Here is an 18,249-nt window from a genome sequence, read left to right as displayed (position 1 = left end):
GAACCTCCTGGTGGGGATCGCCGCTGCCCCGTGCGCCGACGACTTTCGCAAGTTACCCAACCAAGCCCGGACGGACCGTCCCCGCGAAACGCTTCGCCCTGCCCCCGCCGCGAGACCGGGCCCACCTCACGCACGTCCCGTCATGGACGACCCGCGCCCGGTGTCGTGACGCGGGGCCGGGCGGTCGGTACGCTCGCGCAGCCCGGGGGGACGGACGGAGGACACGGTGAGCGCGCGCGACGTCGGGATCCTGCGGGTCATGACCTACAACCTGCGCGGTATGCGCGAGGAGGTCGACGCACTCGTCGACGTCGTCCGCACCGCGCGCCCCGACGTGCTCGCGGTCCAGGAACCCCCCCGCGGGCCCCGCGGCCGGGCGCGGCTGCGACGGTTCGCCGCGCGGACCGGGCTCCGGGTGGCCGTGGGCGGCGGCGGGGCACGGACCACCGCACTGCTCGTCGCCCCCTACCGCAGCGTGCGGGGGGCGTCCGGCCTGCGACTGCCCTGGCGCCTGGGGCTCACGCGACGCGGCGTCGCGACCGCGCGGATCGACGGCGTGCGCGTCGTCGTCGTCCACCTCGGCCTGCGGCCCTCCGAGCGCAACCGCCACGTCGACCTCGTCACGCGCCGGCTGCTGCGCGGCGCGGACGGGCCCGTCGTCATCGCCGGTGACCTCAACGAGCGCCCCGGCGGACCGTCGTGGGTCGCGCTGAGCGACGGCGCCGGGGGGCTGCAGGACGCCGCGAGCGTCGTCGGCGCGGAGCAGGCGACGTACCCGGCCGACGTGCCGCGCGTGCGCATCGACGTGGTCCTGGTCGACCGCCGACTGCCCGTCCTCGACGCGTACGTGCCCGACGACGCCGCGGTCGGCGTCGCCAGCGACCACCGCCCCCTCGTCGTGGACGTGCACCTGCCGGAGCCCTGAGCGCCGACGGGCCCGTGGTGCGGCCGCCGCCGCGCCGGCTGGGACGATGGGGCCGTGAGCAGCAGCCCGCAGGCCCCCGTCGCCGTCCCCGACCTTCTCGACGCGCTGCGCGCCGACCTCACGGCTGCGCGGTACACGGTCGAGCACGTCGAGGACCTGCTCGGCGTCGTCGCGGCCGGCGCGCTCGACCGCGGGGAGGCGCTGCCCGCGCTGCGTGCCACCGACCCCGCAGCGCCCGGCGGCGACGACCCCGCCGCGGTGCTGACGCGGTGCTTCGTGCTCGGCGCACCGGTCCGCGCCACCGCCCTCGCGGCTGCGCTGCCGACCGTCGGCGTCGCGGGCGCACGCCGCCTGGGGCTCGTCGACGTGGCGGGGGCCGACGACGCCGACGCCGTCCGCGGGCGCGTCGACCTGCGCCCCTACGCCGCGACGGACGGCGCCGGCGACGCCGCGTGGTGGGTCGCCTCCGACCTGGGCGAGCTCGCGACCGGCGGCGCGCTGCGGACCGACCACGTCCTGGGCGTCGGGGGCGCGTCGGTGACGCTCGCGCAGGCCACGGTCCGCGACCCGCGCGCTCGGGTCCTCGACCTCGGCACGGGGTGCGGCGTGCAGGCGCTGCACGCGAGCCGCCACGCCACGCACGTCGTCGCCACCGACCTGTCGGTGCGCGCGCTCGCGTTCGCGCGGTTCACGACGGCCCTGGCGGGGCTCGGCCCGGACCGCGTCGAGCTGCGCGCGGGGTCGATGCTCGAGCCCGTCGCCGGCGACACGTTCGACCTGGTGGTCAGCAACCCGCCGTTCGTCATCACGCCGCGCCGCGCCGACGTGCCCGCGTACGACTACCGCGACGGCGGCCGCGCGGGCGACGACCTCGTGCGGGACCTCGTGACGGGCGTCGGGGCGGTGCTCGCACCCGGCGGCGTCGCGCAGCTGCTCGCCAACTGGGAGGTCCGCGCGGGCGAGGAGTGGCACGAGCGCATCGGCGCGTGGGTCGACGCGTCGGGTCTGGACGCCTGGGTCGTGCAGCGCGACGAGCAGGACCCCGCGCAGTACGCCGAGACGTGGATCCGCGACGGCGGCACGACGCCCGCCGACCGTGACGCCTGGTCGACGCGGTACGGCGCGTGGCTCGACGACCTCGCGTCGCGCGACGTCGCGTCGGTCGGGTTCGGCATCGTGACGCTGCGCCGGCCCGTCGCGGGCGTGCCGACGCTGCGCCGCCTGGAGTCGCAGACCGGCCCGGTCCGTCAGCCGCTGGGCCCGGTGCTCGCGGCCGCGCTCGCGGCGCACGACGCGGTCACGGGCCTGACCGACGACGCGCTGGCGGGGCTGCGGCTGACCGTCGCGCCGGACGTCACCGAGGAGCGGTACCTCGAGCCCGGGGCGTCGGACCCGCGCGTCGTGCTGCTGCGCCAGGGCGGCGGGCTGGGCCGCACGGTGCAGGCGGGGACGGCGCTCGCGGCGTTCGTCGGCGCGTGCGACGGCGAGCTCACGGCCGGGCAGATCGTCGGGGCGCTGGGCGCGTTGCTCGACGTCCCGGCGGCGGACGTGGCCGCCGACGTCCTGCCGACGGTCCGCGGCCTGCTGACGGACGGCCTGCTGACGCTGCCCTGACCGGTCCCGTCCCGACACCGCCCCGGCTGGGGTGCGCCCCGTCCCGCCATGCGGGACCCGGCCCGATCGAGACCGGCCTCAGTCGTCGTATGCCGCCCTGACGACGACCCAGCCCGGTCTCGACGGGCGTGGATCCCACGATCCGGACAACTCGCCCGACGGTGTTCTCCCAGGTGAGCCACAGGACGCGTCCACCCCATCCCAAGGGTCGGACCCTAGCGTCGCGGCGTGGCCGGGACGACCGGCCGGTGGGCCGCGCGCGGTCCGCCCGCGGTGGTCGGTGAGGGAGAACATGCTCGGCGTCTGGAGGAGGAGTGCGCCCCGCGCGCGCATCGCCGTCGTGGTGGTGGCGCTGGCGGTGGCAGGCACGCTCGCGTGGTGGGTCTGGTGGCGCGGCGCGCCCCCGTCGGACGCGCAGGCGCCGCCGACCCGCACGGTCGCGGCGAGCCTGGAGACCCTGGAGCAGACCGTGTCGACGTCCGGCACCCTCACCCCGCTGGTCCACGAGACGGCCGTGTTCGACGTCGCCGGCACGGTGACGTCCGTGCTGGTCGCCGCGGGCGACACGGTGACGGCGGGGCAGGCCCTCGCGACCGTCGGCACGCTGCAGCTCGACGCCGACCTGCTCCTCGCGCAGGCCGACCTCGCGCAGGCCCGCGCCGAGGAGGCCGAGGCGCGGGCGGACGACGACGGGACCGCCGCGGCGCAGGCCCGCATCGACGCGCTCGCCGCCCAGGTCGAGGTCGCGGCCGCGGCGGCCGACGACGCCCGGGCGGCGCTCGACGGCGCGACGCTCGTCGCACCCGTCGCCGGTCTCGTGACGACCGCGGACCTCGAGGTCGGCGACGTGGTGACCGCCGGCTCCGGTGCGACGAACGGGTCGGGCGCGGCACCCGACGGTGCGGCGACGCTCACGTCGACGACCACCGCGACGAGCACCGGCTTCACCGTCGTCGGCACCGACGCGTGGCGTGTCGACGCGACTGTCGGCGAGTCCGACGTGGCGCTGCTCGCGGTCGGCGACCAGGTCGAGATCACCTCCGACGACCTGGCTGCCACGGTCTTCGGGACGGTCGCCGAGATCGGGCTGGTGTCGAGCAGCACGTCCGGCACCGCCGCCTACCCCGTGACCGTCGCCGTCACCGGCACGTCCGACGACCTGCACGACGGCATCGCGGTCGACGTCGAGATCGTCCACGAGCGCCGCACCGACGTCCTGACGGTCCCGTCGGCCGCGATCACGACGGGTGACGACGGCACGACCACCGTCACGCGGCTCGACGCCGACGGCACTCAGGTGGAGACCACCGTCGAGACCGGCGCGACGTCGGGCGACCTCACGGAGATCACGTCGGGCCTCGCCGAGGGCGACGAGGTCGTGGTGCGGGTGTTCACCGGCGGTGCCGGCGGCGGGCAGCAGATGTTCGAGGGCTTCCCCGAGGGCTTCGAGGGCGGGCTCCCGGAGGGCTTCCCCGAGGACTTCGACCCCAGCCAGATGGGCGGCCCCGGCGGCCAGGGCGGCGCGGCCCCCGGTGGACGCAATGGCTGACGGCCCCGCGGTCATCGAGCTCGCGGACGCCGGCAAGACGTACCGCACGGGCACCGTCGAGCACGAGGCGCTGCGCGGGGTCGACCTGCGCATCGACGAGGGCGAGTACGTGGCTGTCGTCGGCCCGTCCGGCTCCGGCAAGTCGACGCTGATGAACGTCCTGGGCTGCCTGGACACCCTGACGCGCGGGTCTTACCGGCTCGCGGGGCAGGACGTGTCCCAGCTCGCCGAGGTCGATCTCGCCCGGATCCGCAACCAGCACATCGGCTTCGTGTTCCAGCAGTACCACCTGCTGCCGTCGCTGTCCGCGTGGCGCAACGTCGAGCTGCCGCTCGTGTACGGGCGGGTGCCCGCGCCGGAGCGCCGGGAGCGGGCGATCGAGGCGCTGACCCGTGTCGGCCTGGGCGACCGGGTGCACCACCGGCCCGGCGAGCTGTCGGGCGGGCAGCAGCAGCGCGTCGCGGTGGCACGAGCCCTCGTCGGGGACCCGGCGCTGGTCCTGGCCGACGAGCCCACGGGCAACCTCGACTCGGCGTCCACGGCCGACGTGCTCGACCTCGTCGACGAGCTGCACGCCGCCGGCCGCACGATCGTGCTCATCACGCACGAGCACGACGTCGCCGACCGCGCCGCGCGGATCGTGCGCGTCGCGGACGGCCTGATCGTCCACGACGGCCCGGGCGCGCGGGCGGGGGTCCTGCGATGAGCTGGACGGAGACCCTGCGCACGGGCCTCGCGGCGGTCCGCTCCCACGCGCTGCGCTCGACGCTGACCGTGCTCGGCATCCTCATCGGCATCGCGGCGGTGATCCTCACCGTCGGTCTGGGCCTGGGCACGCAGCGGGACGTCAGCGCGCAGATCAGCTCGCTCGGCTCGGACCTGCTGATCGTCACGCCCGGGTCGAGCACCGACGCGTCGGGCATGCGCGGCGGCTTCGGGTCCGCCACGACGCTCACCCGCGACGACGCCGACGCGCTCGCCTCACCGGTCAACGCCCCGGACGTCGCCGGCGTCGCGGCCGAGCGCTCGACGGTCCTGCAGCTCGAGGCCGCCGACACCAACTGGGCCACCACCGTCACCGGGACGACCGCGTCGTGGCTCGAGGTACGCGGCCGCGAGCTGGCCGCCGGGCAGTTCCTCACGCAGGACGACGACCTGGAGCGGGCCGACGTCGTGGTGCTCGGCGCCCAGACCGCGACGGAGCTGTTCGGCACGACGGCGGTCGTCGGGCAGGTCGTGAGCGTGGCGGGCACCGACCTCACGGTCGTCGGCGTCCTGGCGGAGGCCGGCGCGAGCGGCGACAGCGACCTCGACGACATCGCGCTCGTGCCGCTGTCGACGGCGGCCGAGACGCTCGTCGGCGGGGCCACCCGCAACACCGTCTCGACGATCTACGTGCAGGCCGCGTCGGCCGACCGGCTGTCGGCCGCCTACCAGGAGGTGCAGCAGACGCTGCTGGCGCTGCACGGTGCGTCGGACGCCGAGGACGCGGACTTCACGGTCGCGTCGCAGGACGCGCTGGTGTCCACCGCCACGGCCGTCTACCGCACCCTGACGGTGCTGCTGACGGGCATCGCGGGGCTGTCCCTGCTGGTCGGGGGCATCGGCGTCATGAACATCATGCTCGTGTCCGTCAGCGAGCGGACCCGGGAGATCGGGCTGCGCAAGGCGCTCGGCGCACCGCCGTGGGCGATCCGCCGGCAGTTCCTCGTCGAGGCGACCGTCCTCGGCCTGACGGGCGGCCTGCTCGGTGCGGTGCTCGGTGTCGTCGGCGCCCGGTGGCTGCCCGCGCTGCTCGGCACGTCGATCGTCGTGTCGGGTGCGGCCGTCGCCGGCTCGGTGGTCGTGGCCATGGCCATCGGCCTGGTGTTCGGCGTGTACCCCGCGACGCGCGCCGCGCGTCTCGCCCCCATCGACGCGCTGCGGGCCGAGTGATGGCCGCGCGCACCCCTCGTCCCACCCCCGACCGGCAGGAGCCCGCCATGCCCACGTCCGACCTGACCCGCCGCCCGCTCGGTCGCCGCCCGCTCGGTCGTGACCCGCTCGGTCGTCACACGCACCGCGCCGTCGCGGGGGTCGTGCCCCTCACGGCGCTCGTGCTGCTGCTCGCGGCCTGCGGGGGCACCGCGTCGTCCGTCGACGCGGCACCGACGGCGACCGCGCCCGCACGCAGCGACCAGCAGCAGCCCGACGGTGGCCTGCCCGGCGGCGGCGCCCCCGGCGTCAGCGGGCTCGTGGCGGCGGTGAGCGGTACGACGATGCAGGTCCAGAGCACCGACAGCCAGACGGCCGTCTCCTGGACCGACGCGACGACCGTCACGCAGACCGTCGTCGCGACGCTCGCCGACGTCACGGTGGGCGTGTGCGTCGCGGCCTTCACGATGCCGACCGACGACGACGCGGCGGGCGCCGCGAGGGCGGTGGCGATCAGCGAGCCGGTCGACGGTGCGTGCTCGGCGGGCTTCGGTGGGATGGGCGGGTTCGGTGGGCGCGGGCCGGGCGGTGACATGCCGACCGACATGCCGACCGACATGCCGACGGACATGCCGACGGACATGCCGCAGCCCGGCGGCGGGGGCGCCGGCGGACCGGGCGGGACGTCGGGGCTGGTCACCGCGGTCGACGGCACCACCATCACGGTCGCGGTCACGTCGGACGACGGCTCGACCACGGGGACCGTGACCGTCGACGACGCGACCGCGTACACCCGCACGGCCGCCGCGGACACGTCCGCCCTGGCGGTGGGCCGGTGCGTCGTCGCGCGCGGCGAGACCGACGACGCGGGCGCCGTGACCGCCACGGACGTCACGGTCTCCACGCCGGGTGACGAGGGCTGCAGCACGGGTGCGGGCCTGCCCGGCCGTCCTGGCATGCCCGGGCAGTCGCAGGACGGCGGGTCGGACGACGATGCGTGAGCCGACGCACGAATCGATGCACGAGCCGACGCACGAGCCGATGCGCGAGCAGCCGGTGCGGCGCCGACGGCGGGCACGGCGGACGGTCGCCGTCGTCGCGGTGACCGCGGTCGGGCTCTCGCTCGTGGGCGGCGGCGTCGCCCTGGCACTCGGTGGGCGGGACGACGCCGACCGGTACCGGACGGCGACGGCCGAGCTCGGCACGGTCGCCCAGACGGTCTCCGCGGTCGGCACGGTGACGTCGGCGACGCGCCGCGACGCGGCCTTCGCGACGGCCGGGACGGTCGCGTCGGTCGACGTCGCCGTCGGCGACACCGTCGGCGCGGGCCAGGTGCTCGCCACGCTCGACCCCACCGACCTGCAGGCGGCGCTGGACCAGGCGCGCTCGGCGCTCGCCGACGCCCAGCAGCAGCTCGAGGACGACCTCGAGACGCAGTCGTCCGGCGCGACGAGCACGAGCACGTCCACGACGAGCACGAGGACGACGGGCGCGAGCACGACGGGCGCGAGCACGACGGTGTCGACCGCCGTCGCGTGGACGACGAGCGCCTCGGTCGGCGTCGTCACGGTCGCCGCCCCGACGGCACCGTCCGCGGCCCCGACCGCGACAGCGAGCCACGTGCCGACCGCGACCCCGGCCCCGACCGCCACCCCGACCGCGCAGGCGTCGCCGGACGCGGCGGTGACGGAGGCCACCGCCCGGGTGGAGGCGGCGCAGCAGGCCCTGCTGGCCGCCTACGACGCGCTCGCCGCCGCGGTGACCCAGCAGACCGATGCGTGGACGGGTGAGTCGTGCACGGCGTTCCTCGCGCTCGACCCCACGACGGTCGTGCCCGACGCGGACCCGGGCACGGACGACGCGTCGTCCGGCGGCGGCGACCAGGCCGACCCCGACGCGACCGATCCCGACGCCACCGATCCCGACGCGACCGACCCCGACGCGACCGACCCCGACGCCACGGAGGACGGCGTCGCCGCCGTGCCGACCGCGCCGACGCCCGCCGGGGTCCCGCTCTCGCAGGCGCAGCAGCTGCTCGCGGCCTGCCAGTCGGCGCTGTCGCAGGCGGGCGACGCCCTCACGGCGCCGCTCGCGGCACTGACCGCGGCGTCCGCGGACCTCGACACGGCCGTCGACGCGCTGGTCGCGGCCGTCGCGGCGACGCCTCCGGGCGGCGGGGGCACCCCGGACCCCGCCCCGAGCCCCACGGACCCCACCGCCCCCGCTCCGAGCCCCACCCCCGCCCCGAGCCCCACCCCCGCCCCGAGCCCCACCCCCGGCGGCGGCGCCACCCCCGGCGGCTCGGACGCGAGCCCGCCGACGTCGGGGGCACCCGCCACGGGCGCCCCCGCGACCGGCGCACCGGCGACGGGCCAGTCGACGACCGGCCCGTCGGGCGCGGACGCAGCCCTGGGCGGTACGACGACCCGCACGATCACCGCGGAGACGGTCGTGGCGGACCGCGCGCAGATCGCGCTGCGCGAGGCGGACGTGGCGATCGCGGAGCACGCGCTCACGCTCGCCGACCTCACGAGCCCCGTCGCGGGCACGGTCGCGGCGGTCGGGCTGAGCGTCGGCGCCACGGTGGAGGCGTCGTCGACGTCGTCGGTCGTGACGGTCCTCGGCGACGACGGTCACCTGGTGACGTTCGTGGTGCCCCTGACGTCGGTGGACGCGGTCGCGGTGGGGCAGGACGCGACGGTGCGCGTCGCGACGACGTCGGCGGGGCTGACGGGCACGGTGAGCAGCGTCGGTGTGCTGGACGTCTCGGAGACGTCCACCCCCGCGTACACGGTCCTCGTCGCGCTCGACCCGTCGGACGAGCCGGTGTTCGACGACTCGTCGGCGCAGGTCGACGTGGCCGTCGCGGCGGGCGACGCGGTGCTGACGGTCCCGACGTCAGCGGTGCGGACGGCGGGCGGTGCGACGACCGTGCAGGTGCTGGGCCAGGACGGCGCCGTCGACGACGTCCCGGTCGGGACGGGTGCGGTGGGGTCGGAGCTCACCGAGGTGACGTCCGGCGTCGAGGTGGGTGACCGGGTCGTCCTGGCGGACCTCGAGGCGCCGCTCGACGTGGGTGAGGACGACGACGCGAGCACGGGCCTGTCGGGTCTGTCGCAGGAGTCGACGTCCGTCCAGCGACCCATGGGCGGCGGCCCGCCGCCCGGCGTGGTGCCGGGAGGCTGAGGAGGGGCGGCACCGCGGCCCGACGACGAACCACGCATCCGGTGGCTCCTGGTCCGCCAGGAGCCACCGGACACGTGGTTCGACGCGCACCCGCGCGCGCCGGACGCGCCAGTAGGCTCGTCCCGGTCGCGAGCCTGCGGCCGCCGGCGCGACGGAGGCCACCATGACCACGCAGGACCCGGGGGCGACGCCCCTCGTGGCGGTGCTCGGCGGCGGGGTCATGGGCGGCACGCTCGTGGCGGCGCTGCGGCAGGGCGGCTGGGACGCCGAGCGGGTCGTCGTCGCCGACCAGGACGCGGGCCGGGCGGCGGCGCTCGCGCAGGAGCACGGCGTGCGGGTCGCGGACAACCGGGACGCGGTGGCGTCGGCCGACGTGGTGCTGCTGGCAGTCAAGCCGGACGTCGTCCCGGCCGTGCTCGCGGACATCGCCCCGGTGCTGCGCGCAGGCGCCCTGGTCGTGAGCGTCGCGGCGGGGGTGCCGCTGCGGGTCTACGAGGACGCCCTGCCCGCCGGGACGCCGGTCGTGCGGGTCATGCCGAACACGCCGGCGCTCATCGGCAAGGGTGCCAGCGGCATCGCTCCGGGCGCCGCCGCGGACGACGCGCACCTCGCGCTCGTCGAGCGGATGCTGGCGGCGACGGGCCTCGTCGAACGGGTCGCGGAGAAGCACCTCGACGCGGTGACCGCCCTGTCGGGCTCGGGTCCCGCGTACGCGTTCTACGTGATCGACGCGCTGGCCGAGGCGGGCGTGCTGCTGGGGCTCCCGCGGGACCTGGCGTCGCGGCTCGCGGTCGCGACCGTCGAGGGCGCGGCGGCGATGGTCGCGCAGAGCGGCGAGCACCCGGTCGTCCTGCGCGAGCGGGTGTCGTCGCCCGGCGGCACGACCGTCGCGGGCGTCGCGGCGCTCGACGCGCACGCGGTCCGGGCCGGCCTCGTCGCGGCGGTGCGTGCGGCCGCCGACCGCTCGCGCGAGCTCGGCGCGGGCTGACCCGTGACCGTGGACCCCCGCCCGGCCGCTGCCGCACGTCCCACGCCTGCGCACCGGTCACGCGACGGCCGGCCCCCGGCGATGAACGACGTGGCGGCGCTCGCGGGCGTCAGCCACCAGACGGTGTCGCGCGTGCTCAACGACCACCCGAGCGTGCGCCCGGCGACGCGCGAGCGGGTCGTGGAGGCCATCGCGACGCTCGGGTACCGGCCCAACCTCGCGGCGCGCGCGCTGGTGACGCGCCGTACCGGGACGCTCGGCGTGATCACGCCGGCGACCGCGCTGTTCGGTCCGACCAGCACGCTCGTCGCGTTCGAGCAGGCCGCGCGCGACGCGGGCTTCTACGTGTCGGTGGCGACGTTGCGCGACTTCAGCGGGGGTGAGGTCGTCGCGGCGGTCGAGCACTTCCTGGCCCAGGGGGTCGACGGCGTGGTCGTCGTGGCGCCGCGCAGCGGGACGGTCGACGCGGTCGGCGGGGTGCACCTGCCGGTGCCGGTGGTGCTGGTGTCGTCCGGTCGCGAGGGCGCCGACCTGCCGACGGTGGCCGTCGACCAGGTCGTGGGCGGGCGGCTCGCGACCGAGCACCTGATCGCCACGGGCCGGCGCGACGTCGTCCACGTCGCGGGCCCGCAGGAGTGGTACGACGCGCGGGACCGCCTGCGGGGGTGGCGCGAGGCGCTGCAGGACGCCGGCCTGCCGGTGCCGGAGCACCGCACGGGCGGGTGGTCCGCGGCCGACGGGTTCGCGGTCGGCGGCGACCTGGTCCGCGAGGGCCTGCCGGACGCGGTGTTCGCCGCGAACGACCAGCTGGCGCTGGGTCTGCTGGCGGCGTTCGCGCAGGCCGGTGTGCGGGTGCCGCAGGACGTCGCGGTCGTGGGGTTCGACGACGAGCCCGGCACCGCGTTCTACCACCCGCCTCTCACGACCGTGCGGCAGGGGTTCGACGACCTCGGCAGGCGGGCGGTGCAGTCGGTCGTGGACGCGCTGGCGGGGGCGTCGGCGGAGCACCACCCGATCGCGCCCGAGCTGGTGGTGCGGCGGTCGTCGGCCCCGCGCGACGCGGCGGGCGGGACCTGACGGGAAGGGTTGGCACGCGCTCCATGTGAGCGTTAACATCAGCGAGGCGCGGGCGCGACGAGCACCCGCCCGGCGACGGCGACACCGGGCGACGGAGCCCGGAAGGGAGCAGCACGCGATGGCGCAGCAGCACGGGGCCGACGCCCTCGGAGGCACGGCCCGCGAGGCCCTCGAGCAGGGCCGCGCGACCCTCGGCATCGAGCTCGGGTCGACGCGCATCAAGGCGGTCCTCGTGGGCGAGGACCACGTGCCGCTCGCGAGCGGCGGCCACGCCTGGGAGAACCAGCTCGTCGACGGCACCTGGACCTACGCGCTGGACGCCGTGTGGGACGGCCTGCGCGCCGCGGTCGCCGACCTGCTGGCCGACGCCGAGCAGCGCCACGGCGTGCGCCCGACGTCGCTCGCCGCCATCGGCGTCTCGGCGATGATGCACGGCTACCTCGCGTTCGACGCCGACGACGACCTGCTCGTGCCGTTCCGCACGTGGCGCAACACGTCGACGGGCGCGGCGGCCGCCGAGCTCACCGAGCTGCTCGGCTACAACATCCCGCTGCGCTGGTCGGTCGCGCACCTGCACCAGGCCGTGCTCGACGCCGAGCCGCACGTCGCGGACGTCCGCTTCGTCACGACGCTCGCCGGGTACGTGCACTGGCGCCTGACGGGCCGCAAGGTCCTCGGCGTCGGCGACGCGTCCGGCATGTTCCCGGTCGACCCCGCGACGCGCGACTACGACGCCGACCTTCTCGCGCGCGTCGACGGCCTCGTCGCCGACCGCCTGCCCGTCGACCACCTCGCCGACCTGCTGCCCGACGTCCTGGTCGCGGGCCAGGAGGCCGGCCGGCTGACCGACGAGGGCGCCGCCCTGCTCGACCCGACGGGCACGCTGCGCGCCGGCACGCCGCTGTGCCCGCCGGAGGGCGACGCGGGCACCGGCATGGTCGCGACCGCGTCCGTCGCCCCGCGCACGGCCAACATCAGCGTCGGGACCAGCATCTTCGCGATGGTCGTGCTCGAGCAGCCGCTCGCGGCCGTGCACCACGAGATCGACCTGGTGACGACGCCCGCGGGGGACCTCGTCGCGATGGTCCACTGCAACAACGGCGCGAGCGAGCTGGGGGAGTGGGCCGGCGTGTTCGGCCGCTTCGCCACCGCGCTGGGGTCCGACGCGGGCGCCGACGAGGTCTTCGGCGTCCTGCTGCGCGAGGCGCTCGACGGCGACGCCGACGGCGGCGGGCTGCTCGCGTACAACTACCTGGCGGGCGAGCCGATCACGGGCCTGGACCAGGGGCGTCCGTTGATCGTGCGGACCCCCGACAGCCGGCTCACGCTCGCCAACGTCGTCCGCACGCAGGTGTACGGCGCGTTCGGCACCCTGAGCCTGGGCATGCGGATCCTCGCGGCCGAGGGCGTCGAGGTCGACACGATGTACGCCCACGGCGGCCTGTTCCGGACCGCGGGCGTCGCGCAGCGGCTGCTCGCCGCGGCCGTCGGCGCCCCCGTCGCCGTCGGACGCACCGCGGGCGAGGGCGGCGCGTGGGGGATCGCGGTGCTCGCCGGCTACCTCGCGAGCGGGGCGACGCAGGACCTCGGCACGTACCTGACGACGCGCGTCTTCGCGGACGCCGAGATCGACGTCGTGCAGCCCGACCCGGCCGACGTCGCCGGCTACGCCACCTACCTCGAGCGCTACGAGGCCGGCCTGGCCGTCGAGCGCCTCGCCACCGAGGTGCTCTGACCCCCGACGCTCCGCGCGGACGCCCACCGGCGCCCGTCGCGCCGAACCGACCATCCAGCCCCGCCGCCGCGGGGACGAACGCAGGAGGCCGCATGACCGTCACCGCCCTGGACGCCTACGCGCCCGCCGTCCGCGAGGAGGTGGCGCGCGTCCGCGAGGTGGTCGCCGCGCTGCACGCCGAGCTGCCCCGCTGGGGCCTGGTCGTGTGGACGGCGGGCAACGTGTCGCAGCGCGTCGTCGTCGACCCCGCCGGCCCGAGCGCGCGCGACCTGCTCGTCATCAAGCCGTCGGGCGTGACGTACGACGAGCTGACGCCCGAGTCGATGGTGGTGTGCGACCTCGAGGGCGCCCTCGTCGAGGGCACGCGCGGGCCGTCGTCGGACACGGCCGCGCACGCGTACGTGTACACGCACCTGCCCCACGTCGGGGGAGTGGTGCACACGCACTCGACGTACGCGACCGCCTGGGCGGCGCGCGCCGAGCCGGTGCCGTGCGTGCTGACGATGATGGCCGACGAGTTCGGGGGGGACATCCCCGTAGGGCCGTTCGCGCTCATCGGCGACAACTCGATCGGCCGCGGGATCGTCGAGACGCTGCGCGACTCGCGCAGCCCCGCGGTGCTCATGCGCAACCACGGCCCGTTCACGATCGGCAAGGACGCCAAGGCCGCGGTGAAGGCCGCGGTCATGGTCGAGGAGGTCGCGCGGACCGTGCACATCAGCCGGCAGCTCGGTGAGCCGCTGCCGATCGCGCAGGACGACATCGACTCGCTGTACGCCCGGTACCAGAACGTCTACGGCCAGCAGACCAGCGCCGCAGAGCCCGTCGAAGGAGACGCACGATGAGCAAGGCCTACCCCGACCAGGAGATCTGGTTCCTCACCGGCTCGCAGGACCTCTACGGCGAGGAGACGCTGGCGCAGGTCGCCGCGCAGTCGCAGGAGGTCGCGGCGGCGCTCGACGCGTCCGGCGACGTCCCGGCGACGGTCGTCTGGAAGCCCGTCCTGAAGGACTCCGAGTCCATCCGCCGCGCGATGCTCGACGCCAACGCCGACGACCGGGTCCTCGGCGTGATCACGTGGATGCACACGTTCAGCCCGGCGAAGATGTGGATCACGGGCCTGGACCTGCTGCGCAAGCCGCTGCTGCACCTGCACACGCAGGCCAACGTCGAGCTGCCGTGGGACACCATCGACTTCGACTTCATGAACCTCAACCAGGCCGCGCACGGCGACCGCGAGTACGCGTACATCGCGACGCGCCTGGGCCTGGCCCGGACCACGGTGTCGGGCCACGTGTCGAACCCGGCCGTCACCGCACGCATCGGCACGTGGGTGCGCGCGGCCGCGGGCTGGCAGGCGTCGCAGGACCTGCGCCTCGTGCGGTTCGGCGACAACATGCGCAACGTCGCGGTCACCGAGGGCGACAAGACCGAGGCGGAGATCCGCCTGGGCGTGTCGGTCAACACGTGGGCCGTGAACGACCTGGTCGTGGCGGTGGCGGCCGTCGACGACGCTGCGGTCGACGCGCTGGTCGCCGAGTACGAGGACCTGTACGACGTCGTCCCGGAGCTGCGCGCCGGGGGCGACCGCCACGAGTCGCTGCGGTACGCGGCCCGCCAGGAGATCGCGATCGAGGGCTTCCTCACCGAGCGCGGCGCGATCGCGTTCACCACGAACTTCGAGGACCTGGGCGACCTGCGCCAGCTGCCCGGCCTGGCCGTGCAGCGGCTCATGGGCAAGGGCTACGGCTTCGGTGCCGAGGGCGACTGGAAGACGGCCGTGCTGGTCCGCGTCGCCAAGGTGATGGGCGCCGGGCTGCCCGGCGGCGCGTCGCTCATGGAGGACTATACGTACGACCTGACGCCGGGCGCCGAGAAGATCCTCGGCGCGCACATGCTCGAGGTCTGCCCGTCGCTGACCACGTCGACGCCGCGCGTGGAGATCCACCCGCTGGGCATCGGCGGCAAGGAGGACCCGGTCCGCATGGTCTTCAGCGCCGACGCCGGCCCGGGCGTCGTGGTGTCGCTGGCGGACATGCGCGACCGGTTCCGCCTGACGGCCAACGTCGTCGACGTCGTCCCGCCGACGGCCGACCTGCCGCACCTGCCCGTCGCGCGCGCCGTCTGGGAGCCTCGCCCGGACTTCGCGACGTCGTCCGAGTGCTGGCTGACCGCCGGCGGCTCGCACCACACGGTGATGAGCACGGCCGTGGGCATCGAGGCGTGGGAGATCTTCGCCGACCTGGCTCGCACCGAGCTGCTCGTCATCGACGAGGCGACCACCCGCCGCGGGTTCGCCGACCAGGTGCGGTGGAACCAGGTGTACTACCGGGTCGCGCAGGGCTTCTGAGCCCTGGCCTCGATCGTGCGGCGGGTGCCCGGCTGCGGCCGGGCACCCGCCCTCGTCACGTCAGCGCCCGCACGGCGTCGGCGATCTTCGGTCCGTCGGGGTCGCCCGCCTCGAGCGGGATCCACATCCCGCACCGCGCCTCCCCCACGAGTACGTCGCGGAGCCGGGCGGGGTCACCTGACGCGATCGCAGCCTCGATGACGGCCTGCGACTGCTCGATCGCGGTGTGCGCCGGCTCGATCGGACGGGTCGGTGCGGATGGCTCCGGCACGTCGGGCGTCTCACCGTCGGTGACCCACGACAGGTACGCCTCGTAGGCACCGCGGCACTGCACGAAGTTGCGGACGATGCCCTGCGCCATGCTCGCGCGGGTCGCCTCGTCCTCGTCGAGCACCTTCCCCCACGCCACCGGGTTGTCCATCACCTCCTGGACCACCGACGGGTCCAGGCCGTCGAACACGTCCGACTCTGCCGTCGGCACCGGCGCGGCGCACGACGTCAGCAGCACCACGGCCGCCACGCTGCCGCCCATGGACAGGGCCCTGCGCCAGCTGGTCACCACACCCCCTGCTGTCTGCTCCGACTCGCACGCTGCGGAGACGATCCCGGGCCTGGCGGGCCGGCGTCAAGGGAGGAGACGGCGACGCGTCGAGCATCGAGCATGACGACGCTCGCACGAGGAGGCGGCAGGCGACGCGGCCGCAGCACGCGGGGCCAGGAGCCCTGAACCGGCCCGAACGCCTGCTGACGTGCGAATTCACCCTCGCGTCGTTCGGTGTTCACGCTCCGGTCGTCGTAACTTTCTGCTCAGCGCGTCAACGGTGACGCGCGGGAGGGAGCGTCGCCGTGCGGGTCCACACGCGGACGCTGGTCTGGGCGCTACGGGGTCTTCTGGCCTCGACGGGCGCGATGCTGATCGTGATCGTGGACGCGGTGCTCAGCAGCCCCTGACGTCCGGCCCCCGGTCGCGTCGACGACGGCCGCGGCCAGCAGCACGACGAGCGCGACGCCCCCCGCCCACCAGGTGGTGGTCAGCAGGTTCGCGGTGACGTGGTCCACGACGAGCGCGACGACGCGGTCACCGAGGAACGCCGCGGCCGGCCCGGCGAGGACGGCGGCGCGCGTCACGCGCACGCCCACGACCACCGCCAGCGCGCCGAGCGCCACGGCACCGGCGACCCACGCGAGCGCGCGCGCACGGCGCCGCGCCAGGGCGACCGCGCCGATCGCGGCGAGCACGCCGACCCACGGCGCCCAGCCCGCGGCGCGGTCGGCGTTGCCCACGGTCTGCTGCAGCCGCTCGGTCGTCCCGCCGTCGAGCACCGGGACGACGACCGTGATGCGGGGCACGAGCTGCTCCGGGACGCCCGCCGTGACCACGGCCGCGCGCACGGTGTCCGTGACCCCCGACAGGTCGAACGTGAGCCGGCCCTCGTCGTCGACCCGACCCATCGCGTCCGGGTCGTCGCGCAGCGTCCCGACGAGCTGGGAGTGGAACGTGCGGTTGACGGTCACCCAGGCCGACGCGAACGCGTCCGACCCGACGGCGCTCGCCGAGCCGTCCCGCGCGACCTCCCCGATGCGGCGCTCGACCTCCGCGGCGGCGTCGTCGCCCAGCGTGCCGGGCAGCAGCCCGACGAGGTCGTCGACGGGCAGCGCCGCGAGGACGCCGTCCTCGACGCGGGCGGACACCGCGTCCTGGACCTGCGGGTCGGAGGCGAGCGGCTCGACCAGCCGCTGCCAGTCCTCCGTGTCGAAGAGCGTCGCGCGCGCCCACGTGCCGACCAGGGCCACCGGGGTGAGCGCGAGCGCGACCAGGACCAGGGGGACGACGAGCCGCGACCGTCTGCGCACGCGCCGATCCTGCCCGACGCGCCCCCGGACGGCGCGCGCAGGTGCCCCCGGTGGACGGATCAGCCCGCCAGGAGCGTACGCAGTGCGGGAGCGAACTGGTCCGGCACGCCCGTCTGCCCGTACTCCCCGCCGAGGAACGCCCCGTGGTCGCCCGGCATCACGACGGCCTCGCCCCCCAGCGCCGCGGCGACGGCCCGCGCGCCGCGGGCGGCGAGGGTCTCGCCCGACTCGGCGCCGACCGCGACGACCACCCGCGTCGGGGCCGCTCGCACGGCGTCGACGTCGACCGCGTACGTGTTCAGCGTGACCATGTTGGCGGCGAACATCGGGTCCTCGCGGGTCCCGTCGTCCTGCGTGGGCAGGCCGAACGCCGCCGGGTCGGGTGCGGGTCGCTGCGCCCAGTCCGCCGGGACGGGCCCCTCGTGCGAGACGAGGGCGATGAACCCGGCCATCGCGTGACCCCAGCCCTGGCGCAGGTAGGTCTCGTGCAGCGCCAGCATCGCGGCGGACGCCTCCGCCGCGTCGGGGAGCGCCGAGGGCAGGGGAGGCTCGTGCGCGACGAGCGTCCCGACGTCCTCGGGGTGCGCGGCCACCCAGGCGAGCGCGTTCACCGCGCCGCCGCTGGACGCGAAGACGTCGACCGGGCCGCCGCCGAGCGCCTCGACGAGCCGGTGCAGGTCGTCGCCGTGCGTGCCCGGCGCCGTCGGCGCGGCGCCGGGTGCGAGCGTGCTGCGCTCCACGCCCCGCGGGTCGTAGGTGACCACGACGCGGTCGTCGAAGGACGAGCGCAGCGTGCCGAACCCGCCGGCACCCATCGGCGAGCCGATGAGCAGCAGCGCGGGCGCCGCCGACGGGGTCGCGGGGTTGGCGACGTCGTACGTGAGGACGGCCCCGGGGACGTCGAGGGTGCGGGTCGAGACGGTCATGATCGCTCCTGCGGGGTGGCGGCGACGGGTGCGTCGTGCACCCGTGGGGGTCGACCGTCCGGGCGACCGGAACTCATCGGTCGGGGTCCTGTTCCCCCGGATGGCCGAATCGTGGGCGTTTGTGCGCATCA

The 18,249-nt window shown here is 76.1% G+C and carries 15 protein-coding genes; 12 read left to right on the top strand and 3 right to left on the bottom strand.

Translation table 11 applies throughout. The features are described from left to right. The first annotated feature begins 226 nt into the window (after positions 1–226). The 12 genes from OKX07_RS15360 to araA all read left to right on the top strand — a co-directional run bounded on the left by OKX07_RS15360 (position 227) and on the right by araA (position 15,338). Positions 227–925 carry an endonuclease/exonuclease/phosphatase family protein gene (locus tag OKX07_RS15360; protein ID WP_265628860.1) on the top strand — a complete coding sequence of 233 codons (699 nt, stop codon included), beginning with the start codon at positions 227–229 and terminating at the stop codon, positions 923–925. A gap of 54 nt (positions 926–979) precedes the next feature. Then, positions 980–2,539: a methyltransferase gene (locus tag OKX07_RS15355; RefSeq protein WP_265628859.1), complete on the top strand. Its 1,560-nt coding sequence runs from the start codon at positions 980–982 to the stop codon at positions 2,537–2,539. Positions 2,540–2,819: 280 nt separating this feature from the next. After that, positions 2,820–4,088: an efflux RND transporter periplasmic adaptor subunit gene (locus OKX07_RS15350; RefSeq protein WP_265628858.1), complete on the top strand. Its 1,269-nt coding sequence runs from the start codon at positions 2,820–2,822 to the stop codon at positions 4,086–4,088. Next, positions 4,081–4,794 (top strand): ABC transporter ATP-binding protein, encoded by a 714-nt coding sequence (locus OKX07_RS15345; RefSeq protein WP_265628857.1) that lies wholly within the window; start codon positions 4,081–4,083, stop codon positions 4,792–4,794. Before OKX07_RS15350 ends, OKX07_RS15345 begins: the two co-directional genes overlap by 8 nt. Next, a complete protein-coding gene (locus OKX07_RS15340) occupies positions 4,791–6,023 on the top strand; it encodes an ABC transporter permease (protein ID WP_265628856.1) in 1,233 nt (410 codons plus the stop codon). The genes OKX07_RS15345 and OKX07_RS15340 overlap by 4 nt, the downstream gene beginning before the upstream one ends. A 47-nt stretch (positions 6,024–6,070) precedes the next feature. Continuing rightward, on the top strand, positions 6,071–7,003 hold the full coding sequence (locus OKX07_RS15335) for a DUF5666 domain-containing protein (RefSeq protein WP_265628855.1): 933 nt from the start codon (positions 6,071–6,073) through the stop codon (positions 7,001–7,003). 16 nt (positions 7,004–7,019) lie between these two features. Further along, positions 7,020–9,188 carry a biotin/lipoyl-binding protein gene (locus OKX07_RS15330; protein WP_265628854.1) on the top strand — a complete coding sequence of 723 codons (2,169 nt, stop codon included), beginning with the start codon at positions 7,020–7,022 and terminating at the stop codon, positions 9,186–9,188. 163 nt (positions 9,189–9,351) lie between these two features. Next, entirely contained in the window at positions 9,352–10,176 is an 825-nt protein-coding gene (proC, locus tag OKX07_RS15325; RefSeq protein WP_265628853.1) for a pyrroline-5-carboxylate reductase, read from the top strand. A gap of 3 nt (positions 10,177–10,179) precedes the next feature. After that, positions 10,180–11,253, top strand: coding sequence for a LacI family DNA-binding transcriptional regulator (locus tag OKX07_RS15320; RefSeq protein WP_322746794.1), 1,074 nt, complete (start codon positions 10,180–10,182; stop codon positions 11,251–11,253). Positions 11,254–11,371: 118 nt separating this feature from the next. Next, positions 11,372–12,988 (top strand): xylulokinase, encoded by a 1,617-nt coding sequence (locus tag OKX07_RS15315; protein ID WP_265628852.1) that lies wholly within the window; start codon positions 11,372–11,374, stop codon positions 12,986–12,988. Between the two features lie 92 nt (positions 12,989–13,080). Then, entirely contained in the window at positions 13,081–13,833 is a 753-nt protein-coding gene (locus tag OKX07_RS15310) for an L-ribulose-5-phosphate 4-epimerase (protein ID WP_265628851.1), read from the top strand. Beyond that, on the top strand, positions 13,830–15,338 hold the full coding sequence (gene araA / locus OKX07_RS15305; RefSeq protein ID WP_265628850.1) for an L-arabinose isomerase: 1,509 nt from the start codon (positions 13,830–13,832) through the stop codon (positions 15,336–15,338). Before OKX07_RS15310 ends, araA begins: the two co-directional genes overlap by 4 nt. A gap of 55 nt (positions 15,339–15,393) precedes the next feature. Here the strand turns inward: araA and OKX07_RS15300 are convergent, their stop codons facing one another. The 3 genes from OKX07_RS15300 to OKX07_RS15290 form a co-directional block, all read right to left on the bottom strand. After that, positions 15,394–15,897 (bottom strand): hypothetical protein, encoded by a 504-nt coding sequence (locus OKX07_RS15300; protein ID WP_265628849.1) that lies wholly within the window; start codon positions 15,895–15,897, stop codon positions 15,394–15,396. A 320-nt stretch (positions 15,898–16,217) separates the two neighbouring features. Then, positions 16,218–17,192 carry a hypothetical protein gene (locus tag OKX07_RS15295; RefSeq protein ID WP_265628848.1) on the bottom strand — a complete coding sequence of 325 codons (975 nt, stop codon included), beginning with the start codon at positions 17,190–17,192 and terminating at the stop codon, positions 16,218–16,220. 59 nt (positions 17,193–17,251) lie between these two features. Beyond that, complete coding sequence (locus OKX07_RS15290) at positions 17,252–18,118, bottom strand: alpha/beta fold hydrolase (protein WP_265628847.1); 867 nt, start codon at positions 18,116–18,118, stop codon at positions 17,252–17,254. Positions 18,119–18,249: the final 131 nt, after the last annotated feature.

The organism is Cellulomonas sp. S1-8 (assembly GCF_026184235.1).
In the GTDB taxonomy this organism is placed as follows: Bacteria; Actinomycetota; Actinomycetes; order Actinomycetales; family Cellulomonadaceae; genus Cellulomonas.
This window is presented reverse-complemented; position numbering and strand designations above follow the sequence as displayed.